28 protein-coding genes are annotated in these 25233 nt (G+C 37.9%); 18 read left to right on the forward strand and 10 right to left on the reverse strand.

The window, feature by feature from the left end; translation table 11 throughout:
* The first annotated feature begins 15 nt into the window (after positions 1-15).
* Entirely contained in the window at positions 16-528 is a 513-nt protein-coding gene (locus ACLHDG_RS03775; protein ID WP_415407656.1) for a YtfJ family protein, read from the forward strand.
* On the opposite strand, the gene ACLHDG_RS03780 is transcribed toward ACLHDG_RS03775, so the two are convergent.
* From ACLHDG_RS03780 to rpoD, 3 genes are all read right to left on the reverse strand, one after another.
* Positions 523-1707, reverse strand: a complete 1185-nt coding sequence (locus ACLHDG_RS03780; protein WP_415407657.1) for an MFS transporter — start codon at positions 1705-1707, stop codon at positions 523-525. The genes ACLHDG_RS03775 and ACLHDG_RS03780 overlap by 6 nt on opposite strands.
* 29 nt (positions 1708-1736) lie before the next feature.
* Positions 1737-2489, reverse strand: a complete 753-nt coding sequence (locus tag ACLHDG_RS03785) for a competence/damage-inducible protein A (RefSeq protein ID WP_415407658.1) — start codon at positions 2487-2489, stop codon at positions 1737-1739.
* 134 nt (positions 2490-2623) lie between these two features.
* Positions 2624-4471 (reverse strand): RNA polymerase sigma factor RpoD, encoded by a 1848-nt coding sequence (gene rpoD, locus ACLHDG_RS03790; protein ID WP_415407659.1) that lies wholly within the window; start codon positions 4469-4471, stop codon positions 2624-2626.
* Positions 4472-4630: 159 nt separating this feature from the next.
* Here rpoD and ACLHDG_RS03795 point away from each other — a divergent pair, with 159 nt between their 5' ends.
* The 7 genes from ACLHDG_RS03795 (at position 4631) to ACLHDG_RS03825 (ending at position 11258) form a co-directional block, all read left to right on the forward strand.
* Positions 4631-5125 carry a 3-isopropylmalate dehydratase small subunit gene (locus ACLHDG_RS03795; RefSeq protein ID WP_415407660.1) on the forward strand — a complete coding sequence of 165 codons (495 nt, stop codon included), beginning with the start codon at positions 4631-4633 and terminating at the stop codon, positions 5123-5125.
* Position 5126: 1 nt separating this feature from the next.
* Positions 5127-6197: a 3-isopropylmalate dehydrogenase gene (gene leuB / locus ACLHDG_RS03800; protein ID WP_415407661.1), complete on the forward strand. Its 1071-nt coding sequence runs from the start codon at positions 5127-5129 to the stop codon at positions 6195-6197.
* A 109-nt stretch (positions 6198-6306) separates the two neighbouring features.
* Positions 6307-7143 (forward strand): formyltetrahydrofolate deformylase, encoded by an 837-nt coding sequence (purU, locus tag ACLHDG_RS03805; RefSeq protein WP_415407662.1) that lies wholly within the window; start codon positions 6307-6309, stop codon positions 7141-7143.
* 178 nt (positions 7144-7321) lie between these two features.
* The gene (locus ACLHDG_RS03810) at positions 7322-7813 is read left to right on the forward strand and encodes a tRNA (cytidine(34)-2'-O)-methyltransferase (protein WP_415407663.1); all 492 of its coding nucleotides are present in this window, start codon (positions 7322-7324) and stop codon (positions 7811-7813) included.
* Positions 7814-7816: 3 nt separating this feature from the next.
* Positions 7817-8014, forward strand: a complete 198-nt coding sequence (locus ACLHDG_RS03815; protein WP_415407664.1) for a hypothetical protein — start codon at positions 7817-7819, stop codon at positions 8012-8014.
* A gap of 62 nt (positions 8015-8076) precedes the next feature.
* On the forward strand, positions 8077-10125 hold the full coding sequence (gene glyS, locus ACLHDG_RS03820; RefSeq protein WP_415407665.1) for a glycine--tRNA ligase subunit beta: 2049 nt from the start codon (positions 8077-8079) through the stop codon (positions 10123-10125).
* Between the two features lie 5 nt (positions 10126-10130).
* Positions 10131-11258 (forward strand): FAD-dependent oxidoreductase, encoded by a 1128-nt coding sequence (locus ACLHDG_RS03825; protein WP_415407666.1) that lies wholly within the window; start codon positions 10131-10133, stop codon positions 11256-11258.
* Here the strand turns inward: ACLHDG_RS03825 and ACLHDG_RS03830 are convergent.
* On the reverse strand, positions 11250-12005 hold the full coding sequence (locus ACLHDG_RS03830; RefSeq protein WP_415407667.1) for an arginyltransferase: 756 nt from the start codon (positions 12003-12005) through the stop codon (positions 11250-11252). The genes ACLHDG_RS03825 and ACLHDG_RS03830 overlap by 9 nt on opposite strands.
* A 198-nt stretch (positions 12006-12203) precedes the next feature.
* Here ACLHDG_RS03830 and ACLHDG_RS03835 point away from each other — a divergent pair, with 198 nt between their 5' ends.
* The 4 genes from ACLHDG_RS03835 (at position 12204) to trpC (ending at position 15371) form a co-directional block, all read left to right on the forward strand.
* Positions 12204-12899 (forward strand): tRNA1(Val) (adenine(37)-N6)-methyltransferase, encoded by a 696-nt coding sequence (locus ACLHDG_RS03835; protein WP_415407668.1) that lies wholly within the window; start codon positions 12204-12206, stop codon positions 12897-12899.
* 2 nt (positions 12900-12901) lie between these two features.
* Complete coding sequence (locus ACLHDG_RS03840) at positions 12902-13276, forward strand: YkgJ family cysteine cluster protein (RefSeq protein ID WP_415407669.1); 375 nt, start codon at positions 12902-12904, stop codon at positions 13274-13276.
* Positions 13258-14511: a tetratricopeptide repeat protein gene (locus ACLHDG_RS03845; RefSeq protein ID WP_415407670.1), complete on the forward strand. Its 1254-nt coding sequence runs from the start codon at positions 13258-13260 to the stop codon at positions 14509-14511. The genes ACLHDG_RS03840 and ACLHDG_RS03845 overlap by 19 nt, the downstream gene beginning before the upstream one ends.
* 65 nt (positions 14512-14576) lie before the next feature.
* Positions 14577-15371, forward strand: a complete 795-nt coding sequence (gene trpC, locus ACLHDG_RS03850; protein ID WP_415407671.1) for an indole-3-glycerol phosphate synthase TrpC — start codon at positions 14577-14579, stop codon at positions 15369-15371.
* Between the two features lie 258 nt (positions 15372-15629).
* Here the strand turns inward: trpC and ACLHDG_RS03855 are convergent, their stop codons facing one another.
* Entirely contained in the window at positions 15630-16073 is a 444-nt protein-coding gene (locus ACLHDG_RS03855) for a GatB/YqeY domain-containing protein (protein ID WP_415407672.1), read from the reverse strand.
* 46 nt (positions 16074-16119) lie between these two features.
* On the opposite strand from ACLHDG_RS03855, the gene ACLHDG_RS03860 reads away from it, so the two are divergent.
* Together ACLHDG_RS03860 and ACLHDG_RS03865 are read left to right on the forward strand one after the other, a co-directional pair.
* Positions 16120-16383, forward strand: coding sequence for a phosphomannomutase (locus tag ACLHDG_RS03860; RefSeq protein WP_415407673.1), 264 nt, complete (start codon positions 16120-16122; stop codon positions 16381-16383).
* 98 nt (positions 16384-16481) lie between these two features.
* Positions 16482-17246, forward strand: a complete 765-nt coding sequence (locus tag ACLHDG_RS03865; protein WP_415407674.1) for a hypothetical protein — start codon at positions 16482-16484, stop codon at positions 17244-17246.
* On the opposite strand, the gene msrB is transcribed toward ACLHDG_RS03865, so the two are convergent.
* Positions 17247-17642, reverse strand: coding sequence for a peptide-methionine (R)-S-oxide reductase MsrB (gene msrB, locus ACLHDG_RS03870; protein WP_415407675.1), 396 nt, complete (start codon positions 17640-17642; stop codon positions 17247-17249).
* Between the two features lie 94 nt (positions 17643-17736).
* On the opposite strand from msrB, the gene ACLHDG_RS03875 reads away from it, so the two are divergent.
* Both ACLHDG_RS03875 and ACLHDG_RS03880 read left to right on the forward strand, forming a co-directional pair.
* The gene (locus tag ACLHDG_RS03875) at positions 17737-18372 is read left to right on the forward strand and encodes a tetratricopeptide repeat protein (RefSeq protein WP_415407676.1); all 636 of its coding nucleotides are present in this window, start codon (positions 17737-17739) and stop codon (positions 18370-18372) included.
* Between the two features lie 3 nt (positions 18373-18375).
* Positions 18376-18600, forward strand: a complete 225-nt coding sequence (locus tag ACLHDG_RS03880) for a hypothetical protein (protein WP_415407677.1) — start codon at positions 18376-18378, stop codon at positions 18598-18600.
* A 119-nt stretch (positions 18601-18719) separates the two neighbouring features.
* On the opposite strand, the gene pdxA is transcribed toward ACLHDG_RS03880, so the two are convergent.
* Complete coding sequence (pdxA, locus tag ACLHDG_RS03885; protein ID WP_415407678.1) at positions 18720-19646, reverse strand: 4-hydroxythreonine-4-phosphate dehydrogenase; 927 nt, start codon at positions 19644-19646, stop codon at positions 18720-18722.
* 153 nt (positions 19647-19799) lie between these two features.
* Entirely contained in the window at positions 19800-20582 is a 783-nt protein-coding gene (locus tag ACLHDG_RS03890; RefSeq protein ID WP_415407679.1) for a pyridoxine 5'-phosphate synthase, read from the reverse strand.
* Positions 20583-20675: 93 nt separating this feature from the next.
* Here ACLHDG_RS03890 and ACLHDG_RS03895 point away from each other — a divergent pair, with 93 nt between their 5' ends.
* A complete protein-coding gene (locus tag ACLHDG_RS03895) occupies positions 20676-21014 on the forward strand; it encodes a thioredoxin family protein (protein ID WP_415407680.1) in 339 nt (112 codons plus the stop codon).
* Between the two features lie 328 nt (positions 21015-21342).
* Positions 21343-22686 carry an argininosuccinate synthase gene (locus ACLHDG_RS03900; RefSeq protein ID WP_415407681.1) on the forward strand — a complete coding sequence of 448 codons (1344 nt, stop codon included), beginning with the start codon at positions 21343-21345 and terminating at the stop codon, positions 22684-22686.
* A 47-nt stretch (positions 22687-22733) separates the two neighbouring features.
* Here the strand turns inward: ACLHDG_RS03900 and ACLHDG_RS03905 are convergent, their stop codons facing one another.
* The gene (locus tag ACLHDG_RS03905; RefSeq protein ID WP_415407682.1) at positions 22734-23255 is read right to left on the reverse strand and encodes a hypothetical protein; all 522 of its coding nucleotides are present in this window, start codon (positions 23253-23255) and stop codon (positions 22734-22736) included.
* A gap of 16 nt (positions 23256-23271) precedes the next feature.
* Entirely contained in the window at positions 23272-25221 is a 1950-nt protein-coding gene (locus ACLHDG_RS03910; RefSeq protein WP_415407683.1) for a M3 family metallopeptidase, read from the reverse strand.
* Positions 25222-25233: the final 12 nt, after the last annotated feature.

Below are 25233 nucleotides of genomic sequence, written 5' to 3' on the forward strand. Positions count from 1 at the left end.
AAAGGAGTGTGAAAAATGAAGAAGATAATTTTAGGTTTTTTAGTGTTAGTTGGAAGTGTTGTAGCTGTAGAGTTAGGGAAGGTACCAAGTAGTGTTATATTAGATGGTGATAATGGTGGTAAAACCGATGGATCTACGTGGAACTCCAAGATGCTCAAAGGGAAGGTGCATATACTCTTTTATGTTGATCCGGATGAAAGAAATCTTAATGAGTCTTTAACACAAGCACTAAAAAAGCGTCATTTTGATAGAAAAAAATATGTTTCTGTAGCGATGATAAATCTTGCTGCTACATGGTTGCCAAATGCGATATTAGAATCTAAACTAAAAGCCAAACAAAAAGAGTTCCCTGACACGATCTATGTGAAAGACAAAAAGAAAGTGCTTGTAAAGAAATGGGGATTGGCAGATGATAATTCTGATATATTGATCTTTGATAAAAAAGGGGAATTGATCTATAAAAAATTTGGTAAACTTTCAGAAAAAGAGATCACATCTGTATTGGCTTTAATTGAAAAAAACCTATAAATAATTTTTTTTGAACCATATATAATAGAGTGCAAAAAAGAAAAACCCGGACCCTAAAGTCATAGTGATGATCTCCAATGAAATACCACCTTTGGAAGCATATCCTATGAAGAGTGCGGTGGCAACATTGGAGAGCATAAAAAACATATCATTGTAGGAAATAACCCTTCCCATATATTTTTGCTCTGTCTCTTCCTGGATGAGTAGGTAAGTGTATGACCAAAGCGTCGTAATGAAAAAACCTGTTACAAACAGAGCGATGAGAGCAAGGTAGAAGTTGTATTCCATTGTTGACCAAAAGATGATAGCTAAACCTTGCAAGAGAAAGAAATAATGTAAATTATTTTTAGAAATAATTTTACCTATAAAAAATGGACCGATCATCAAACCCATCGCTCTTGTTGCATTCATTAATCCTATGGCTAAAGGCACTGCGATGACCTCTTTATATTGAAAGTCTGCGAGCAGTGTGATGAGTGCATCAAAACTGGTGAGTCCTATGGCAGCATGAAGCAAGATAAGATGGAGTATCTTTTTCTTTGACTTCAGATAGTTAAATCCATCTTTAAACATTTGCCAGTTGGAGTCTGTATGTATGACTTTTTCAAGCGACAGTTTGAGTCCGAGCAACAGTAAAACAGCAATACCGTAAAGAACAGCATCGATGATGAAAGCAGTATCGTAACCTACATAATAAGTGACTATTCCACCTATTGCCATACCTGAAGCATAGGAGAAAGACCAGATGATGGAGTGAATTTCATTGGTGTTTTTGAGCATCTCACCTTGTAGAATCTTAGGAAAAAGTGCCATTTCGGCGGAGAAGAGCATCGAGGCAGCAGAGGAACGAATGAAAACGAGTATCATCAGTACCCATACATATTCTAGTGAGTTGATGAAGATAAGACCAAGGGTCATGGCTATTTCAACTATCAGAAGGGTCATCATGAGTTTTTTAAAGTCGATACGGTCTATGATAATGCCGATAATAGGAGCTAGGATCACAGCAGGTAACATTGCCATAGCAGCAGTGAAGGCGATGATAATAGCATCGGCTTTGTATGCTACAAGCATGGAAAAGATAGCTACCTGAGAAAACCATGTCCCAAAGTAAGAGATGAGTTGTATAAGTGAAAGTCTAGCAATAACAGGATGTTTAAGGGTCTCTACATAACTCATTGCTAATCACTTATTGATCGGTAATCCAATTAATTACTCTCATCCTGAAGTCCATAGACTATCTTTTTGGCTTCAAGTATGTCTATATACATTTGAAAGGCTTGAAGAGACAGTGCTTCATCATGTGATGCAACAGAGATGGAAACTCTCCATCCATCTGAATAAAGCTTGGGAAGTGAAGAGAATTCGACCTCTTTGGGCATCTTTTCCATTACTTCTATGAGTTCGTTTTCTTTACACAGAGCAGTAAGTGTATGGCGATAGTACTCTTTTTTTCCCGGTAAAAGTTTTTCAAGTATCTCTTCTACCATAGGATGACTCATCTCAGGAAAGCCTGGCATAAAGAAATAACGTTCATCTAAAGAGAAGGCAGGCATCTTGTTGACAGGGTTATCGAGAAGTTTTGCTCCTTTTGGAAGTTCTGCCATACGGATAGGGTATGGGTAGGCATCAGAGCCAAGTTTCTCTTCTATGATCTTTTTTGCTTCTTGATGTATGGGAAGGTGACCATCTTTAAGTGCAATGGCTGCACACTTTCTAGTGTAGTCATCAGGAGTAGAACCTATGCCACCAAAAGAGAAGAGTATAGGATTAGGTTGTGAAGCAATAAACTTTATAGTTTGTACAATAAGAGCAGGGTCGTCTTCGATGATAAAAGAGCCGGAGAGTTTATGCCCTTTTTTTTCTAAAGCCAGGGTAACAAAATCAAAGTGTTTGTCTGTTCTCCGACGGTTAAGGATTTCGGTACCTATGATGAGGATAAAAAATTTAGGCTCTGACATATTATCTCTCTTTTGTCATTAATAATGTCACGGCGAACGCCCTTGAAAGCGAAGCGATTCGAGAGCCGTGACGATTTTTGCCTACTTTTGTAAAAAAGTAGATAAAGAATATGCATTATTTGAAAATAGAATAATTACTCTTCAATATAATTTTTAAGTTTACGCCCAACTTTAGGGTGTTTGAGTTTTTTAATTGCAGAAGACTCTATCTGTCTTACTCTCTCACGTGTTACAGAAAGTTCTTTACCTATCTCTTCAAGTGTTCTGTCACTCTCATCTTCAAGCAGACCAAAACGCATACGAATGACGGCTTTTTCTCTTTCATTGAGTTGGTCAAGTACTTCATCTATCTGATTATTCAAATCATCTTTTAGTACAACATCTGTTGGACTGAGTGTTGTTTTGTCTTCAATGAAATCTCCAAATCTACCATCATCTTCATCTCCAACAGGTGTTTCAAGACTTACTGGCTCTTTGGTGATCTTAATGACATTTTTGACTTTATCTACAGAAAGTCCTACTTCTTCAGCGATAGTGTCAAGATCTGGTTCTTTTCCTTCCTCTTGAAGGTGTTTTCTAATGATCTTGTTGATACGGTTGATCGTTTCTATCATGTGAATAGGGATACGAATTGTTCTTGCCTGGTCTGCAATGGCACGGCTGATAGCTTGACGTATCCACCATGTTGCATAGGTAGAGAACTTGTACCCTTTTTCATACTCAAATTTATCAACAGCTTTCATAAGACCGATGTTACCCTCTTGGATAAGGTCAAGGAATGGAAGCCCTCTGTTAGTATAACGTTTCGCGATAGATACAACCAATCTAAGGTTAGATTTTGCCATACGTGTTTTTGCTACTTCACTCTTGGCTTTACCTTGACGTATCTGACCCAAGATCTCTTGAAGTTTCTCTTCAGAAAGATCAAAACCGCCTTTACTTGCTTCTCTGGTCTCAAAAAGTTTTTTGATCTCAACATAGGTGCTTACCATCGTAGTTTCCGGTACAATATCGATGATATCTTCTTTGTCCATATTGATGATATTATCAAGTAGTTTTTGGTGATTTTCTTTGAGTGTATCGTTAAAAAGTGGAAGTTTATACTCTAAACGTTTAAGTTCTTTATCAAAACTGTCATCACTTCTTAGTGCCGTTTCCATCGCTTTTACCAATTCATTGATGAGTTTAGAGGTTGGTCCAAGGTTAAGTAGAGCTGCTTTAAGTAACTCTTTTTTAAATGCGATCTTAAGTCGCTCATGGATGATCTTAACAGGATCTTCTTCTGTTTCCATGAATACATCAAGATCATCACGTGATTTCATCCACTCCTTTTTTGCTTTTTCGAGCTGCTTAAAACTGTCTACAACTTGTTTAACCCTTTTGTCGTCTTTTGGTGCACCAGTTTCTTTCTCTTCCTCAGCACCTTCTTCTTTGTCATCATCACTTGTTTTATCATCTTCAAAGCTTTTAAAGAGTTCTTTTACACGTCTTTCACGGTTCAGTAAAGGTTCTTTATAGTTGATGATGTACCCTATAAGGTAGGGAACAGAACAGATGGCATCGATAATGACATCTTCTCCCTCTTCGATACGCATAGAGAGGTCAACTTCCTCCTCTTTGGTTAGAAGAGGAATCTTTCCCATTTCACGCAGGTACATTCTGACCGGACTGTCTGAACGACTCCACTCAAGAAGCTCTTTCTCTTTGTGAAGGTCAAACTCATCTTCTGAACCACCTTCTGCAAGTTTTTTTCTTGCATCTTCTCTTTTTTTTGCTTGTTTGGCTATAAGATATTTCGCATATTCAGAAGCAGAGATAACTTCTACTTTGGCATCGGTTGAGAGTTTATAAATCTTCTTTGCCTGTGCAGCGGTAGGTTGTTTACCAAACTCTTTAGCGATGTTTTCAAGTGTGACTACATCACCTTTTTTCTTAGACTTAAATAACGCTTCTATATTCTTCATACTGTCTTTTGCTGCCATATAAATCCCTTGATATGTGAGGTGGAAGTCCTCAGTAATAATTAAGGTGGATTATACCGAAATTCTATTAGAAAAGAGCGTTAAATTTGGTAAATTTTATTTTTTTAGCTATAATCGCGAAAATTAAAGAGAAATAATTTCTCTCTACTAAGGAATAATTTGCAAGGTAAAGTTTGGAAATTTGGTGATAATATCGATACAGATCTGATCATCGCAGCAAGATATCTTAATACAAGTGAGCCATCTGAGTTGGCTAAATACGTGATGGAAGATGCAGACCCTGAGTTTGTTTCCAAGATGAATGAAGGTGATATCATCGTTGCAGGTGAAAACTTTGGTTGTGGTTCAAGTCGTGAACATGCTCCCATAGCACTTAAAGCAGCAGGCGTGTCTGCGATCATTGCTCCTACATTTGCACGTATTTTTTATAGAAATGCATTTAACATGGGACTTCCTATCTTTGAGCTTGAAGAAGCTGCAGAGATCAATGAAGGTGATACAGTAAGAGTTGATATGGATGCAGGAGAAGTGATCAATGTTTCTCAAGCCAAGACATATAAATTTGCACCTATCCCAGAGTTTATGCAAGAGCTGGTAGATGCAGGTGGATTAATTGAATTCGCTAAAAAAGAAATAGAGCAAAAGGCAAAGTAAAATGAGTAAAAGTTATAAAATTGGTGTAATTAAAGGTGACGGGATAGGTCCCGAGATCATTGACGAAGCCATTAAAGTTCTTGATGCGGTTTCTGTGACACAAGGGTTTAACCTTAAGTATGAAGAGATGTTACTTGGTGGTGCAGCTATAGATGAAACAGGTGTGCCGTTACCAGAAGAGACTATTAAAGGTGTAAAGAAGTGTGATGCTGTTCTTTTTGGTGCTATCGGTGGACCAAAGTGGGATACACTTGAAAGACATTTACGTCCTGAATCCGGACTTTTGGGTCTTCGTAAAGAGATGGGAACATTTGCAAACCTCAGACCGGCAATAGTATATGATGAACTTGTGAATGCATCAAGTCTTAAACCTGAGGTTATTCAGGGTGTTGATATCATGGTAGTACGTGAACTTACTGGAGGCATCTACTTTGGTCAGCCAAGAGAGCTTCATGAAGACAGAGCATTCAATACGATGATCTATACAAGAGAAGAGGTCAAACGTATTGCTATCGTAGCATTTGATATCGCTATGAAACGTGATAAACGTATCTGTTCTGTAGATAAAGCAAACGTACTTGAAGTAAGTCAGTTTTGGAGAGAGATCGTAGAAGAAATTTCTAAAGATTATCCAGAAGTAGAGCTTACTCATATGTATGTAGATAATGCTGCGATGCAGCTTATCCGTGATCCTAAGCAGTTTGATGTGATCTTAACAGGAAATATCTTTGGTGATATTCTTTCAGATGCTGCAAGTATGCTTTCTGGTTCTATCGGTCTTCTTCCATCTGCGAGTACTGGTAAAGGTGTAGGGTTATTTGAGCCTATCCACGGTTCAGCACCGGATATCGCAGGACAAGGGATCGCTAATCCACTTGCAACGATATCTAGTGCCAGTATGATGCTTCGTTATGCTTTGGGTGAAAATGAAGCAGCAGACAAAATAGACGATGCTATTAAGAAAGCTCTTAGTGAAGGTTACCGTACAGGTGATCTTGGTGACTATGATGCTAAAGAGATCTGTACGTGTACAGAGATGGGTGATATTATCGCTGACTATTCATCTAAATAGGACGATGCTAGGGCAAAGCCCCATCATCTACGCTGACGCTGAGTCCACTTCAACAGTGGGCTCTCGCAACTGGTTGCTCTAATCAGTTGTAATTTTTTAAGGTTTACTAATGGAAAACAGAGCAAGAGTACTTATTGATTGTGAAGATGCTAAAGGTTTAGTATATAAGATCTCTAAAGTCTTTTATGATAGAGGTCTGAATATCGATAACAACCGTGAATTTGTAGATAAAGAGCATGGAAGATTTTTTATGCGTACCGTAGTTACGGGGATCTTTAATGCAAAAGAGTTACAAGATGAGTTAAAGTCTGTAGTCCCCTCAGATGCACATATCAGAGTGATCGAACCTAAGAATAAAAAAATTATTCTTATGGCAACTAAAGAGTCTCATGCGCTTGGTGATATTCTTATCCGTCATGCTGATGGTGAACTTGATGCCGAGATAGAATGTGTTATTGCCAATCATGATACACTTGAAACGTTCGTACGGAGATTTGATATCCCTTTTTTCCATGTGCCTGCAGATGGAATGACCAGAGAAGAGCATGAGTCACATGTGATGAAGCTTGTAGATGAATTTGAGTTTGATTATATTGTTCTTGCCAAATATATGCGTATATTGACACCTGTTTTTGTTAAAGCATATGCACAAATGATCATCAATATTCACCACTCTTTCTTACCTGCCTTTATTGGTGCGAACCCATACAAACAAGCCTTTGAAAGAGGGGTAAAGATCATAGGAGCGACTGCGCACTTTGTCACCGATGATCTCGATGAAGGTCCGATCATTGCACAAGATGTTATTCCTGTAAATCATCGTCTTTCCTGGAAAGATATGCAAAGAGCAGGACGTGACGGTGAAAAGATAGTTCTTTCACGTGCCTTGGCCCTTGTCCTTCATGATAGAGTCTTTGTCAATGGAAACAAAACGGTTATTTTTTAAATCACACAAAGTGTGTCTTTGTCGTCCCGAACACCCTTGAAAGCAAAGCGATTTGAGAGGGACGACGATTTTTTGTTTCGTTTTTTCTAAAAAAATGAAAAGAGAAACAACGCCACAAGTTAGATGCATGGAAGTATGCAAAACTTAAGTGCTTATTGGTTGGTAAAAAAGGATATAAATGTTTAATATTGTATTAGTAGAACCACAGATACCACCAAATACTGGTACGATAGGAAGACTCTGTGTTAATCTTGGTGCAACACTGCACCTTGTGAAACCATTAGGGTTTGATATTGATGATAAAGCAGTCAAACGTGCCGGACTTGATTATTGGGATAAACTTGACCTTGTTGTGTGGGAAAGTTTTGATGCGTTTTTGGCTGAGCATCCTATTGATGAGCATAGCTACATGGCAACGACTAAAACAGACAACCTTTACTTTAATGCTGACTTTAAAAAAGATGATTATATTCTATTTGGTTCAGAAACTAAAGGTATAGACGAAAAAGTACTGTTGGCTCATCCTGAACAGTGTATTACTATCCCTATGGGTGAAGCAGGCAGGAGTCTTAACCTTGGAGTAAGTGTGGGTGTTGTTATCTATGATGCTCTGCGCCAGAATTATGATGGTTTTGAGAAGATCACCATCACAAATACGTTAAAGGATTAAACGATGTCATTTGGAGATTACCTCTATATTATTGCGATTATTCTGTTTTCTTTTATGACATTTACGATCATTAGAAATAATTTTTTATCTAAATTTGATGAGCAAGAGAGACGTAAAGATTTGATTGATGAATATGAAGATGATTATGTTTCAGATGAAACTGCAAATAAAGAGGATAAAGATAAGGAAGATAAAGACTAACCCCCTATTTACCAACTTTTAGGTAAAATAATAGCTATTATTATTCGTATAGGATTATCTAAATGACACAAGCACTACTTATCGAAATCGGTGTAGAAGAACTACCTGCTATACCACTACTTAAAATCGTATCTAACATCGAAAAATCTTGGGAAAACATACTTGAAGAGTATAAGCTCTCTTCTGACTTTGAATTTATCTATACGCCTAGAAGACTTGTACTTAAACATGCTGCTATGCCATTAAGTCAAGAAGACAGTACGATAGAACTAATGGGACCTCCAGTGGTCGCTGCACTTAAAGATGGTGAACCAACCAAAGCTGCAGAAGGTTTTGCCCGTAAGTGTGGTGTGAGTTTTGATGAGCTTGGTCGTGCTGATGTTAAGGGTAGAGAGGTACTCTATTTCAAAAAAGAAGAAAAGGGTGCAGATACGGCTTCTTTACTTCAAGGGATGTTAGAAAAATGGATGGACTCTATGTCATTTGGAAAGATGATGCGTTGGGGAGCTAGAACAGATGAGTTCATCCGTCCTATCAGATGGCTTCAAGTAAGACTGGGTGATACTTCTGTACCTGTGGAACTTTTTGGTGTTAAATCAGATACTAAAACCTATGTACATCGTATGGTTACTTATGATTCAGTTGAAGTGGCTAACATAGATGCTTATGAGAGTATCTTAGCAGAGGGTGCAGTGATGCTTCAACCCAAAGAGAGAGAGTCAAAGATCTTGGCTGAATTCGATGCTTTAGAGGGTGAACATAATATCATCATAGAAAGAGATAGATCACTCATTGCAGAAGTGGTAGCGATCACTGAAAATCCTAAAGCACTTGTAGGGACTTTTGATGAACTCTTCTTAGAACTTCCTCCTGAAGTGATCATCACTTCTATGAAAGAACATCAACGTTATTTTCCTGTATTTGAAAACGGGAAGATAGCTAACAAATTTGTAGTAGTGAGTAACGCCTATACAGACGACTACAGCAAAGTGATAGCAGGAAATGAGCGTGTACTCAAACCTCGTCTTGCTGATGGTCTTTTCTTTTACAAAAATGACCTTAAAAACGGTCTCTCTACAGATGGTCTTGAAAAAGTGCAGTTCATTGATGGTCTTGGGACACTTGCAGATAAGATCACAAGAGAGAAAAATATCGCGATGCGTCTGCTTGGACTTTATATGGAAAAAGTAGAAGCCCAAACAGGTAAAGGAAATGCAGAGCTAGAAAAACTTATGGACAGGTCAGTAAACCTTGCAAAAGCAGACCTTATGAGTGAGATGGTCTATGAATTTACAGAACTTCAGGGGCTTATGGGTTACTATTATGCTAAAGCATTAGGTGAAGATAAGATTGTCTATAACGCTATTAAAGAACAATATATGCCAGTAGGTGAGGGTGCAGAACTTCCAACTTCTGCATTTTCTTCAATTGTGGCTATGAGTATCAAGCTTGACACACTCTTTGGACTCTTCTCTGTAGGTAAGATACCAACAGGTTCTAAAGATCCATTTGCACTTCGTCGTGCGGTGAACGGTATCGTTCGTATTGTTACTGAGTATGATCTAAGTTTTAATATTGATGATATTATCACACTATTAAAAGGTAGCTATGATGAGTTTGATACCAAATTACTTAGTGACTTCATCATAGAACGTATCAATAAATCACTCGATGCCAACCCATCAGTTATTGCAGCGGTTCTTGCATCAGGTGAAAGAGATATCAATGAAATAGCTAAGAAAGTTTCAGCACTCAATGAGATCGTTTCCAGCGATGCTTTTAAAGAACAATTCTCTACTTTTAAGCGTGTAGCAAATATCTCTAAAGATGTTGATCTTGATTCAAATTTGAGTATAGATATCTCACTCTTTAAAGAAGAGGCAGAGGTAACACTATATACTGCCTATGAAAAAGTGATCAACCAAGATTATCATGACTATAAAACACAGCTTGAAGCACTTTTCGGTCTCAAGCGTGAACTTGATGGGTATTTTGATGATGTGATGGTAAATACGGATGATGAGGCTTTGAAAACGAATAGGCTACATACTATTGGTTCTGTATATAAGACATTTAAGAGTATTGCGGATATTAAAGAGATTACGGTTTAGGGAGTATGCCTAAACCCTACGATACCATCATCATCGGGGCAGGTATAGCAGGTTGTTGCAGTGCATATACGCTCCAACAAAAAGGACAAAAAGTGCTTCTGTTAGATAGAAGTGGTGTGGCTGCAAGTGGGGGGTCTGGGGCTGCGGGAGCTTTTGTTTCTCCTAAGATAGGGAAGGGGTCAGCTCTTCAGACACTTACCAATGAAGCTTTTCATTTTGCTAAAGATTTTTACCTCAAATACTTTCCCAAATATTTTAACCAAACAGGTGTTATACGCATACCTAAAGATATAGAAGATGCAGGAAAATTTTCTACGTATGAAGCATTTAATGACTCCAAATACAGATGGGTAAATCAAGAAGAGCTTAAAACTTTTGGTATTAAAAACAGTGAAGATAGTTTTATGTTTGAAGAAGCTGGGGTGTGTGATGCTCCTGAAATGTGTGCAGCCATTTTGAAGCAAGTACCTCATGCACAATATGATGTTAAATCACTCTCTTTTGAAGATGGAGTATGGAGAGTAGGTGAGTACCGTAGTAAAAATATTGTGCTTGCAACAGGTTACCAAAATGACCTTTTCGATATGCGATATATGGGTGTCAAAGGTACTTGGGGTTCTCGTGGAGATTATAGTAGTGCATTAAAGTTGGAGGTGAGTATGCATAAGAGCATATCAGTCTCTGCCAATATCAATGGCATCATTAAAATAGGTGCGACGCATGTAAAGTCTAAAGAGCCTTGTATGGTGTGTGACGGTGATCCACTTAAAGGGCTTTTTGAGAGTGCTTCACAGATGGTAGATACGAGTGACTTTATGCTTAAAGAGACTTTTTGTGGAATGCGTTCTGGGTCTAAGGACTATTTTCCTTTAGTGGGTTCGGTAATAGATGTACCTTTTATGCTTGAAAATTATCCTGCAATCACAAGAGGTGCAAAGCCTACACTGGGAACTATTGACAAGCTTTTTATCTGTAATGGTCTAGGAGGACGTGGTTTTGTTTTTGCTCCATTGATGGCTGAGTTATTGGCTGAATGTATTGTTGATGGAAAAGAGATGGATAGTCGGGTAAATCCTGACAGATTGTTTTTAAAGTGGTGCCGTAAGAGTGAGGAATTAGCAGATCTACGATAAATCTTCTTTGTCCCACTCAGGTTCTTGTGATACATGAGGAAAACCATCTAACAATTCCTGGGGTTGAAACTTTGGTTTGTAAGCAAAGGCTTTGCATCCATCAACCCAGTACCCCAGATAGATCCACGGCAGGTCAAGGATCTTGGCTAACTGAATTTGATAAAGTAGTGAGTATGTTCCTAAAGAGAGGTTGGCATAGTCAGGATCGTAGTAGAAGTAGATGGAAGAGATGCCATCATCCAGTACATCGATGAGGTCAACACCTACAAGTTTGCCATTTATGATATAGAGTACCTCTTTACCAAAATCCTGCGCACCGTCTACAAAATTTTCATGATATTCTCTTTGTGTAATGTTGCGATGCTGCCAGTTGTCTTTTTCATGTTTAAATGCATGGTACTTGTTATAAAGTTCTAAATGTGCTGCTGTAAGTGTTGGCTTTTGGACGATGATCTCTGTGTTTTTATTCCGTTTGATAGCTCTCTTTTGTGACTTTGTGTAGTGATAGTCATTGACATCTATACGGATACTTTTACACTCATTACAACCACTACAAATAGGGTGAAAGAAGTATTTACCAAAACGTCTCCAGCCTCTTGCTATCACAGCTGTAGCAAAAGTTTTACTGGCTTTAGCTACATACTTGTAGTTCATACGTACCTTGTTGCCAGGGATATACGCACAGTCGTAGTCCAGCATAGAAAAATCTGTTGATGGTGGGTTTAATAAATCTAATTCTTCGTTCATTATATTTTATATGCCTTTAATGCAACAAGTTGCATGAGCCCACTGCTGAAGCGAACACAGCGTTAGCGTAGCAATAGGGAGCTTTGCTTCATATGCGTCCTGTAATATATGTGGGTTTAATAAATCTAATTCTTCGTTCATAATCGCGATTATACCCAAGTTAGTGTAAAATTAATCAAAATATTTACAAGGCTCTTTGTGTTTCTCTATCAACCTACGTCTGGTTACTGTTACAATAGTGACTCCATCTTTTTATATGACTTCATTTCAAGATTCAAACCAAAAGGTTCATTACTTGATGTGGGCTGTGGTGTAGGTATCATCTCACTTTTGTTAAGTCGTGACTTCAACATAGAAACAACCATCATTGATAAACAAGAAAAGATGCTGAACTATGCACAACATAACTATGCACTTAATGACTTGGAAGTTAAAAGTCATCTTGGAGATTTTACACAGTTTGAGACAGCAGATAAGTTTGATTATATCATCTCAAATCCGCCATTTTATGACTCAAGAGTGACACAAAGTGAAAACACACATCTAAACATTGCCCGTTATGCACATCATCTACCTATAGAAGATTTTATAGCGAAGGTCAAAAAACTGTTGAAACCAAGAGGGTATTTCATTTTTTGTTATGATGCGAAGCAGATTGATTTATTAGTGTATCATTTAACTGGATATGGTATAAATGTTGAGAAGATACAGTTTGTACATTCTAAAATAGATAGAGATTCCAAACTTGTTATGATCGCTGCACGTATGGGTTCAAAGTCTATGACCCAGATACTGCCGCCATTTGTCGTATTTGATGATGAGAGTGTCTATAGACAAAATGCACAAAAAGCATTTGAAAGAGCAAATACAAATAGTATAAAAGGTGATTTTTAACCATGGAATTAATGACACATGAACAATATAATTTCAAATTTAACCTAGCTGAATGTGAATCTTGTGGTGGGCATTGTTGTACGGGGGAGAGTGGTTACATCTGGGCAAAATATGCAGAGATAGAAAAGATGGCAGCATATTTGAAGCTAAGTGTTGAAGATTTCGCTACAATGTATTTGAAGAAAGTCAAACATCGCTATTCGCTTGTGGAAAAACAATTGGCACCTGATAATTTTGCCTGTGTTTTTTTTGATGAGTCTATGAAACGCTGTTCCATTTATCCTGTTCGACCTTTACAGTGTCGTACATTCCCTTTTTGGGAGCAGTTTAAAAATAATGAAGAAGAGGTAAGAAAAGAGTGTCCTGGAATCGTATAGTATTATTTTTTATCACTGTGTTCTTCTTCCATACGGGAGCAGTTCAAGCTAAAGAACTCAGAGTGCTGAGTGAAGATGAACTTATCATACAAGGGCTTTTGTATGAAGAATATAGAGCCTTTGATCGTAGTAGATATGTTTTTGGACAACTATACGACACAACAGGGGCAAAAGTTTATCTTTTTAAGGAAATGACTGCTTCGTTGTTTAGCAAAACAAATATTGATGAAAGTATAAAAAGGTTAAAAATATGGGATGAAAAGCATCCAGATACCTTAGAAGTCAAACGTCTTTTGATCCCTCTTTATCTTACCGCTAATCGAGTAGGAGAAGCCAAAACAGAGGCAGAACATCTTCTTGAGAGATCAAATAAGGCAATGGATATGGAACTTGCCTCAAATCCTTTTCTTTACACAGGTGAGTTTAAAAGAGCATTAGATCTTTTGAGTAAAGTATATGAAAAAACATCTAACGAAGATGTGCTTTTACGTATGGTTGTCATTATGGATGAATATACCAATGAGCGAATCAAAGCCATACAACTTTTAGAGACACATCGTCATATGAATATCGTAAGTAATGATGTCTATTTTACGCTTTTATCTCTCTATGTAAAAGAGAATAATGTAGATGGTCTTTTACGTATATATAAAATACTTTATGACCAAGATAAGGATGAGAAATATCTCAATAAAATTATAGATGCTTATGCGTATAAAAGAGATATTGATGGTGCTATCGTCTTTTTAGAAAAGAATAAGACAGGGGAGCGTATCCTTTATGAACTCTATAAAAGAAAAAAACTTTTTGATAAAGCGTTCAACCTTATAGATAGTCTTTATGCTGAAAAAAAAGATCCAAGATGGTTGGCAGAAAAAGGTGTGCTGCTTTTTGAAAAATCAGAAGATAAAAATGATAAGAAGATGATAAAAGAAGTGATCTCATACTTTGAAAAAGCTATCGATCTAGGTGTAGATGACAGTATCTACCTTAACTACTATGGTTACACACTGATAGATAAAGAGGTGGATGTGAAAAAAGGGATTAAGATCATCGAAAATGCACTAAAACAGCAACCTCATAATACCTATTATCTTGACTCATTGGCTTGGGGCTATTATAAAGAAAATAAGTGCAAAAAAGCTTACGAAATGATGAAAAAAGTTGTAGATGAAGAAGGGCTTGATGAAAAAGAGATCATTGAGCATTGGGAGCTGATACAGAAGTGTAAATAGCGTTCAGCGTTCAGCGTTCAGCGTTAAGATATAATACGATTAAATTTTATAAAGATGGATAGAATATGGCGCAAATATTAGATGAAATTATTAAAAAAACCAAATCAGATTTAGAGAAACGAAAAATAGAGTATCCAGTAGAGTGGTTGGGACGTTCTCTCGCTTTTAATCCTTTCGTGCCTAAAGATGTGAAAAGTGCACTTAGAGCGACTGAAGAGAATCCTTATCGTATTATTGCTGAAGTAAAAAAGGCGAGTCCGAGTAAAGGTGTCATTAGAGAAGATTTTGATCCTGTGATGATAGCGCAAGCGTATGAAAAGGGTGGTGCAGATTCTCTCTCTATTCTTACCGAACCACATTTTTTTCAGGGAGATAAAGAGTACCTGGGAATGATACGTCGTTATGTAAGTTTACCTCTGCTTAGAAAAGACTTCATTGTTGATAAGTATCAGTTAGTGGAAGCGTTGGCATTTGGTGCAGACTATGTTTTGCTCATTGCTATGGCACTGAGTCGTAAAGAGCTTAAAGAGTTGCATGACTATGCATTACATTTAGGGTTAGATGTGCTTGTTGAGGTGCATAACAAAACTGATCTGGTCAAAGCTATTTTTGCTGGAGCAAATATTATTGGTATCAACCACCGTAACTTAGAAACTTTTGAGATGGATATGAAGTTGAGTGAAAAACTTATCCCGCTTATACCAAATAGTAAAATTATTGTTGCTGAATCTGGTATCAATGACCATGAGACAGTGGTTGAGTTGAGTAAAATAGGTGCGGATGCATTTTTGGTGGGTGAGCATTTTATGAGACAAGATGATATTACTGCGGCTATAAAAAAATTAAAATACGGAAATTAATGTAGGGTGTTGTTTCTCGTTCCCATGCTTTGCGTGGGAATGCGCCCTGACCAAAGGGAGGAAGTGCCCTTGGGGTGCATATATCAATTTAATCTACTTAGAGAGTCTTAATTTCCTAAATACTTAAAACTGTGGCATTGTTTCTCTCTTCATTTTTTTAGAAAAAACGAAGCAAAAAAGCGTCTCTGTTCTCGAATCGCTGCGCTTACAAGGTTGTTCACAGAGACAGGGCACACTTTCGTGTGATTTGATTATACTTTACAACAATAATTTCTTCACCATAATATTAATACGTCCACCATCTGCACGACTTCCTATGGCTCCTTTAGCAGCACCCATGACTTTACCCATATCTTTCATACTTTCAGCACCTGTTGAAGCGATGACATCTTTAAGTACATTTTCTAACTCTGCATCGTCCATTGGTTCTGGCAGGTAGGCTTTGATTATGGCTATTTCTGCATCTTCTTTTTCTACGAGGTCATCACGACCAGCATCTGCAAATTGTGTTTTGGCATCTTCTCTTTGTTTGAGGTACTTCATCATGATCGTTTCAAGGTCTGCGTCAGTTACATCTCTACGCTCATCTACTTCTATTTGTTTGACTGCTGCTTGGATGTTTCTTAGTGTATCTCTTTTTACCGTATCTTTTGCACGCATTGCGTCTTTTATGTCAGATTTGATTTGTTGATTTAAACTCATTTAATTTTCCTATATATATTTAAAATGATTATACTATAATCAATATATGATTATTACAATAAAAGAGAAACAATTCGACACTGCCAAGATCACACAACTCTATCCCGCAGCAGTAGTAAAAACAGGGTATGAAGATGAAACAACACAGGTGAGTCTTGAGTGGTTGGATGTGGAAGCTAAGGGGAAAGTGGAAGTGGTAGGTTTTGGTATTTTTATTCATTTAGGTGAAGAAGAGAAACATACTTTTATGTTCGATACCAAAGAAGAGATGGATGAAGAGATAGGATATATTGCTTCACAGTTAAACTAAGGAGATAGAATGACAAGAATTAAAATTCAGTACAAGCGAGGCACTAAATGCTGAGTCGTAAAAAAATAGTATTAATGATATTTGGCTTTAGTATATTAATGACAACAGCAATATCTGCAAAGGAGTATAACTTTGCATCATCACGCTATAAATATATAGGTGTTTTTGAGAAAGAAAGAAAAGATCAACATATTGACAGTACGATGGGTCTAAGGGATTTTCGTAAAATTATCAAGCAGCGTTGGAGTGAAGGTTATGATATCTCTGAGATAAAGTACGGTAGTGGTAACTGGATAGGTGTTTTTACAAAAACTGCTAAAGAGACTCATCAAACCTATGTTGTAGCACGTCGCTGGTCCGGGGTCAATAATATATTACCTGAGTATTGGAAGAAGGGTTATTATGTGACCAGTATTGAGCATGGTTTGTCTGAGTGGATCGTTGTATTTGAAAAAAATACCCCTTATACCAATCAAGCTTTTGAGAGAAGAAAAAATTTAGATGATTTTTATGCAGCTGTTGAAAACAGATGGAAAGAAGGGTTTGATCTTATAGACTTGGAGTACGGTCAAGGACGTTGGACGGGTATCTTTGCTGAAGGTACAGGTTATACAGATCAGGCAATGATCATACGTTCAAGATGGAGTGAGATCGTGCCGTTGATAGAAAGTTATTGGGCAAAAGGGTATCGTATCAGCAATATAGAATCCACACTTGGAAAATGGATGTGTATCTTTTCTAAATCTAAAGGTGCAAGAGGACAGGGTTATGAAACAAGTCCGACAGTAGAAGCACTCAAAGAAGTGTTTGCTGAACGTCAGGAAAAAGGTTTCAAACTTACTGATCTTGCAGAAGGATGGTAGTTACTCCTCTTCAAAGTCCAAAGAAGCAGAGTTGATACAATACCTTTGATACGTAGGTGCCGGCCCATCTGGAAAAACGTGTCCTAAGTGTGAACCACATGCTCCGCAACGCACTTCAACACGTCTCATGCCTAGTGAATCATCTACGATCTCTTCAATATCCTTTTCTTTTATGGGTTGAAAGTAACTTGGCCAGCCTGTACCTGAGTCAAATTTAGCTTCTGAAGTAAAAAGAGGTGTTTTACAGCATTTACAACTATAGGTACCTTTAGCTTTACTGTCATGAAATTCATTTTGAAATGGTGCTTCTGTACCGTGGTTTAGGCATACATTGTACTCTAGTGGTGTAAGTGCTTTTTGTAATTTCTCTCTATCTAATTCTATTTTATAAGCCATGATAATCCTTTGATAATTTTTTACCATCATAGCAAATTTTCTTTGGTTTTAAGTTAGATTATCTTATTATTCGTTATCTATATTTGGAGAAACCATGTCAACATTTCAACTCTTACTTCTTATTGTCGCTGGAGGGGTGTTTTACCTCTTTTTTAAACAACTTTTTTCAGGGAACCATCCTAAGAGAGGCGTAGACTTTGAAGCTAAACTCCCTGATGAACAGATAGGTGGCATTAACCGTCCAGATAAAACATTTTCTACACCAACGGTACAGCCTACACGTATGGAACAGTTACTTGCCATGACAGATGAAGCAGTGGGAAAAGAAGACTATGAAGAAGCAAAAAAAGCTTTAGGTTCTGCACTTATCATCGATGGGAACAATACAGAAGTCTTACAAAAAATGGGCTATGTGTGTATGCAGACAGAAGATTATAGTGAAGCCAAAGAGAGTTATGAAAAACTTTTATCACTAGATGATAATGATGATATGGCACATGTGTCTTTAGCTAATGTACTGCATAAACTTGATGATGAAGCAGGAGCGGAAAAGCATCATGAACGTGCCATTACGTTAGATGAAGAGTATGCTCCTCATCACTTCAACTATGCAAATACTCTATATGATCTGGGACGTACAAAAGAAGCTTTGATCGGGTATAAAAGAGCTTATGAGTTAGATGATTCTCTTGAAGAAGCAGAGAAAATGATCAAAAAATTATCGGAGTAAATGATGAGCAATGCATGTTTTTTGACCCAAGTTGCTACAGAAGAGATACTGTTAAGAGTGACTAATGTATGTGGTGAGTGTTATGATGATATTGCTGAAGGTGATATCATCCACTATGATATGCAAAACTATCGGTATCTTTGTCAATCTTGTCAAGAGAAGCTTTGTGAGCAGATGAATGAGAATTGTGAGATTGTTGGGGAAGAAGAGGGTGGGCTTTTTTGTTAGAGTTACCACTATAGGACACTTTTCGAGCAAAGCTCCAAAAGCTACGTTACCACTTGGGTAACTTTAGCAGTTGGCTCATGCAACTAGTTGCATTTAAGAGAGTACAGCTACTATTTTTACTACTGATTTTCTGTTATGTATTTTATAGCGTTGATGTAACTCAAACTATTTAATTTTATATTTTTATATGCCACATCAAAAGCCGTACCGTGATCTACTGATGTTCTGAGTATTGGTAGGTTTAGTGATACGTTTATGCCTTCGTCAAAATAGAGGGCTTTAAGAGGTGCTAAGCCTTGATCGTGGTACATGGCTATGTAGTGTGTGTAGTTTGCTCTGACTCTTGGGGTGAAGGCTACGTCTGGTACAAGTGGTGATGAGTATATCTTTTTGCCTATGTGTGTATGTGCATTGTCAATGGCGCGTTGTATGATGGTCTCTTCACTTCCAAGTACACCATCATCTCCAGCATGAGGGTTTAGCCCTAAAACACCTATTTGTTTCGTAGGTTTAGCTGTATGGTAAAAATCTATAAGAAATCTTGTCAGGTCTTTTTCATTGATGCTTTTAGCTACATCTTTGAGAGGAATGTGCTCCGTAAAAAGTGCTACATACATTTTAGAACAACCAAGCATCATAATAGCCTCAGCATCAAAGAAGTCTCTAAGCGCATCAGTATGGCCTTTGTAATTTACACCTGCTAATTCCCATGCTTTTTTATGAATGGGTAAGGTACAGATGGCATCTACTTTTTTATCACGTGTCAGTTCAACGGCTTTGACAAAAGAGGCATAGGCATAGGTTCCACTCTCTTTACTTACTCTGCCAGCTTCTATGTCAAAATAGGGTGCGATCTCTTCTATGGTTTGAAAATCATGGGGGATAGTAAATTGAAGTTTTTTAGATGCTTGTTCTAGCATTTTTTCATCAATGCAATAAACAGGTTCAACTTCTTGGGAGATTGTGTGGTGGTTTTCAAGGGCAAGCTGGATGCCTATACCATTGAGGTCACCAATGGAGATAGCTACTTTTTTACGACTCAGCATTTATTGCTTCGCTTGTACTGAACTTTAGTTCTTGTCATTATATCCCTTGTAGGGTGCGTTTGCCAACGCACCACATAATAAAATTTATATAAAATAAACTTTCGCCGAAAGGCTTAAAATATTTAAAGGTGCGTTGGCCAACGCACCCTACGATTATCGTATCATTAAAGCTTTCATATCGAGTATTGCTTGTTCCAGTCCAGTATAGACAGAACGAGCCACAATGCTTTGCCCAATGTTCAATTCTTCTATAGTTTCTATCTCCACGATATCTTTTACATTTTGCATATTTAGCCCATGCCCAGCGGCTACACGTAAGCCATGTTCCATCGCCTCACAAGAGAGTAAACGAAGGTTACAAAGCTCGTCACCTAACATCTGTTTAAGTATCTTACGTGAGAGTTCAAGCTCTGGTATGCTGTGGTGTGTCTTTGAAAGGTTCGTATAAAGCATGGCATAAATATTTGCATATTTTCCTGTATGAAACTCTATCCACTCCACACCTAAAGCTTCAGAGGCTTTGACTGCATCAAGTGCAGGGTCTATGAAGAGAGAGACTTCTATCTCTTCTTTTTGAAGTCTTTTGATGGCTTCTTTGAGTTTAGGTTGTTCCCCTGTCACAGCAAGTCCACCCTCTGTAGTGACCTCTTCTCGTTTTTCAGGTACAAGCGTTACACGGTGAGGTCTTAGTTCACAAGCGATATCTATCATTTCAGGAGAGATGGCACACTCGAGGTTCACAGGTAAAGAAGAGAGTTCTATGATGTTCACGGCATCTGCATCTTGCATATGCCGTCTGTCTTCACGTAGGTGTATAGTGATCTGGTCTGCACCTGCACGTTTGCAAATACTGAGTGCATCCAACGGGTCAGGGTCTGCTACTTTTCTGGCTTCTCTAAGTACAGCGATATGGTCTATGTTCACACCTAACAACATATTCTCTCCTTGTATCTAATTATAGAGATTATACGCAAAAAAATTTAAGATAGAATTTGTATAATCGTTCCAATCAGATATCTTGGAGAAAAAATGCCCAATAAAAAAGTACTACCTGTCATGAAATATACTGATATCAAAGGGAATATAGGCAACGGCAAACCAACTATCTTAGCCTTTGGCATGACACACTGCTACAGCTGTATAGCTATGTCTAAAGTATTTTCTCAAGTGCTAGAAGAACACCCGAAGTTTCAGATCTACTCCATGGACGGACAAAAAGAACGTTTAGTAAGCCGTGATATCTGTAAACTAAAAGAGATGCCTACACAGATATTTTTTGATGCTTCTGGTGAGGAAGTGTTTCGTCATACCGGAGCGTATAAAAAGGCTGTGGTTGATATTATTTTGAAGAAGTATGGGTTTGAGTAGGTCTTAAGGGCACCTCCAATAATAGGTGATATCCACAACATCTCTAGCTTTTTCTTAGGTTAGGCACTCACTCCTAGGACTAGCTGTAGCTAATTCAAGAGTGAGTAACGACGTATATAGGGAAAGCTAGAGATGCCCAAAGGGTGGACAATAAAAGCACAATCTTTCACAAGATACTTCCTTCATCTTAGCTACGGCTAGGATTTGAAAGCCTCTTGTAAAATTTTGCACTTTTATTGTCCATTGTGGGTGTCACCTATTATTGGAGGTGCCCTTAACCAACATTATGGTAAAATCGCGAAATTATATAGAACTAAAGGCTTAGAAAATGGCAAAAAGAAAGATTAAAAAAGCAGTTTTAGCTTACTCTGGTGGACTTGATACGAGTATTATCCTTAAATGGCTACAAGATGAGTATGAGTGTGAAGTGGTGACGTTTACTGCTGACCTTGGTCAGGGTGAAGAGGTAGAGCCTGCACGTCAGAAAGCACTTGATATGGGTATTAAACCTGAGAATGTTTTCATCTTGGATCTTAAAGAAGAGTTTGTAAAAGATTTTGTTTTCCCTATGTTCAGAGCCAATGCCATCTATGAGGGTGAATATTTGCTAGGTACTTCTATCGCTAGACCGCTTATCTCTAAAAAGCAGATAGAGATCGCACATAAAACTGGTGCAGATGCAGTTTCTCACGGTGCGACCGGTAAAGGGAATGACCAGGTACGTTTTGAGCTTGGTTACCTTGCACTTGATCCGGACATTGCCGTGATCGCTCCATGGAGAGAATGGGATCTGAACTCACGTACGAAGCTTCTTGCTTATGCAGAAGAGCATGGTATCGACATCGATGATAAAGGTCAGGCAAAACCGTACTCTATGGATGCAAATTTACTTCATATCTCTTATGAGGGTGAACATTTGGAAAACCCTTATGCAGAGCCTGAAGAAGATATGTGGTTATGGTCGGTCAGTCCTGAAAAAGCACCGGATGAAGCTGAATATATTACTATTAGCTATCTCAAGGGTGACCCAGTTGCCATCAACCGTGAAGAGTTGAGTCCTGCAAAAATGTTAGCTAAACTAAATGAGTATGGTAATAAGCACGGTATTGGTCGTATCGATATCGTTGAAAACCGTATGGTTGGTATGAAAGCACGTGGTTGTTATGAGACACCGGGTGGGACTATCATGCTTAAAGCACATAGAGCTATAGAGTCTATTACTTTAGATAGAGAAGAAGCCCATCTTAAAGATGAGCTTATGCCTAAATATGCAAAACTCATTTACAATGGTTTATGGTGGTCTCCTGAGCGTAAAATGATGCAAGCAGCTATAGATGCAACACAGGATCATGTAGAAGGTACGGTAAAGTTAAAACTATACAAGGGTAATGTAACTGTTGTAGGTAGAAAATCTGATATAACACTTTACTCTGAAGAGCACTCAACATTTGAGGCAGATGATGTATATGATCAAAAAGATGCAGAAGGGTTCATCAGACTTAATGCACTTAGATTTATCATCGAGGGTAAAAAACAGCCGGAGCGTATCAAGTCTCTTATTGGTGATTATGATGAAGTGGAAGTATGTCGCATCGAGACGGGTTCTGTAACGATCTGTGAGCGTATTAAGCGTTTTTTCGGATTTGGAAATAAAGATAAAGACAAAAAATAGTCTTTAAACTTGTTTCCAAGCTTTAGCTTGGGAATGAGAGTTGAGATCTATTCAGGTTTCAATATCTCCTTCATCTCCTTCAATACCCTTGAAGGAGAGAACTTCAACAACTTCTCTCTATAAAAAAGACTTGGTACAAACTCCAATAAAATATATAGCATCCCCATCATCGGATAAAAAGCATAATACTCATTTTTAAATGTTTTAAAAGTATAGCGTGTGATAAACCACTCTTTTGCACTTTTGACATGATTGTAAAAAAGAAGCACTTCCATTGCAAAGATAGAACCCCAGAAAAAGTAAGTCATACCTGTGACAAGTAAAGCACCTTCAACACCATACATCCCCATTACTACTGCAAGAAAAACTGCAAGATAAAGAGAAAAGGAAGAGAATCCGATAGCAGCAAATATCACTAAGATAGAAAAAATAAAGAGCAGAGCACCAAAAAGAAAAAAGAGTTCAAGGTAGGTTTTTTGTTCATTGAAAGTAGGGCTGAAAAAAGCACCTACTAATGTAACGATGAAGATAGCGATGACAGTAAGTGCTAGTGAACGGTATTCTCTCATCTTTTCTCCTTGATAATTAACCTATCTCATAAAGCTCGATAAGACTCTTTACGTCCGCTTTACGTCCAAGCCATTCTTGGTAGAGATCACTCATCTCTTTAGCTCCACCATGTGCCAGTATACACTCTTTATATCCTTTTGCGCTCTTTGTGTCAAATCCTGAATCATCGTCAAGACAAGAGAAAAAAGCATCTGCAGAAAGCACTTCAGCCCATTTGTAGCTGTAGTACCCTGCAGCATATCCTCCTGCAAAGATATGTGCAAAGCCATGTTGGAATTTGTTGTAGCTTGGTGATTTGAGTAACGCAGTTTTTTCACGTATAGCATCAAGAAGTATTTGTACTTCTTCTTCCTGGTAAAGTTTTTGATGGAGCTTAAAGTCAAAGAGTGAAAACTCCACTTGTCTGAGTATACCTAATGCGGCTTGGTAATTTTTTGTCTCTTTGATCTTATCCGTGAGTTCCTCTGAAATAGGTTCTCCTGTTTCATGGTGAAAGCCAAAACGTTTAAGTATGGCTGCCTCATAAGCAAAGTTCTCTAAAAACTGTGAAGGGAATTCAACCACATCCCATGCGACACCGTTGATTCCGGAGACTGAACGCTCTTTACATTTTCCAAAGAGGTGGTGGATGGCATGCCCCATTTCATGAAAGAGTGTTACTACGTCATCATGTCTGAGGAGGGAAGGGTTCTCTTTAGTTGCTGGAGAGAAGTTGCAGACGATGAATGCAGAAGCCAGGTGTTTCTCTCCTTTGCTGTCTACATAATGGGTCTCCCAATCATTCATCCAAGCACCACCACGTTTCTCTTTACGTGCTTCAAGGTCAAAGTAGATACGACCACTCAGTTCCTCTCCTTCAAAGATGTCAAACGGCTTTACACATGCGTGCCAGATAGGAACATCAGCAGGTTTAAATGTCACTCCAAAGAGTTCAGAGACGATGTTAAGAAGTCCTTCCAGTACTTTACTCTGTTCAAAGTAGGGTTTTGTCATCGTATCATCAAAGTCAAACTTCTCTTTTTTGAGTTTTTCAGAATAGTAGCCTACATCATAGCCCAACAGATCTTCTATACCATCCACTCTCTTTGCATATTCTTTGAGTTCAGAAAGCTCATTTTTTGCTTGTGGCAAAGCAGCATCAGCTAAAGATTCCAGGAAAGAGATAACCTCTTCTTGTTTGCTTGCATCTCTTGTTTCAAGTGCATAGTGTGCATAAGATTCAAACTCAAGTAGTTTTGCTTTCTCTTGTTTGAGTGCAAGAATCTTATCTATCACTTCGGCATTTTCAGGTGCTCTGGTACTGTATGCTTTTGAGATAACTTTTCTGTACTCTCTATTTGGTCCGTAAGTCATATAGGCAAGGTAAGAAGGGATCTGTAAAGTAAACTTATAAACAGTTTTACCATCTACTTCTTCTTTAGCAGCATCAATGTCAGACTGAGGCATTCCCTCTACATCTTTCTCATCTTCGATGATAAGCTCAAAGGCATTGGTGGCATCGAGTAGGTTTTGTGAAAACTGATTAGAGAGTTCACTCAGTTTTAGTGATATCTCTTCCATTCTTTTTTTCTTCTCTTCAGATAGTTTTACCCCAGAGAGTACAAAATCTCTAACCTCATGCTTTACAACAGTTTTAGATTCTTCAGATGTAGCTTTGATTTGCTCTATCTTTTTAAAAAGTTCTTCATTTTGTGCTATTTCAGAAGAAAACTTTGAAAGCAAAGGAAGAGACTCCTCATAGGCCTTTTGTGTCTCTTCTGAGTTCATGACAGAGTTAAGATGAGAAAGAGGTGTAAAGAAAAGTCCAAGCTCTTCATCTAGATCTTGAAGAGGTTTGAGGACTTTTTCATAGCTTGTATCATTTGAGATTGTAATATTATTGATCACAGTGCGCTGTTGGTCTAAAAGTTTTCCTAATTCTTGTGGAAATTGTTCTAAATCGTTTATTTTGAATTCTTGAAACATATGTTGTTTATC

It is taken from the genome of Sulfurovum iocasae, from assembly GCF_047716765.1.
In the GTDB taxonomy this organism is placed as follows: Bacteria; Campylobacterota; Campylobacteria; order Campylobacterales; family Sulfurovaceae; genus Sulfurovum.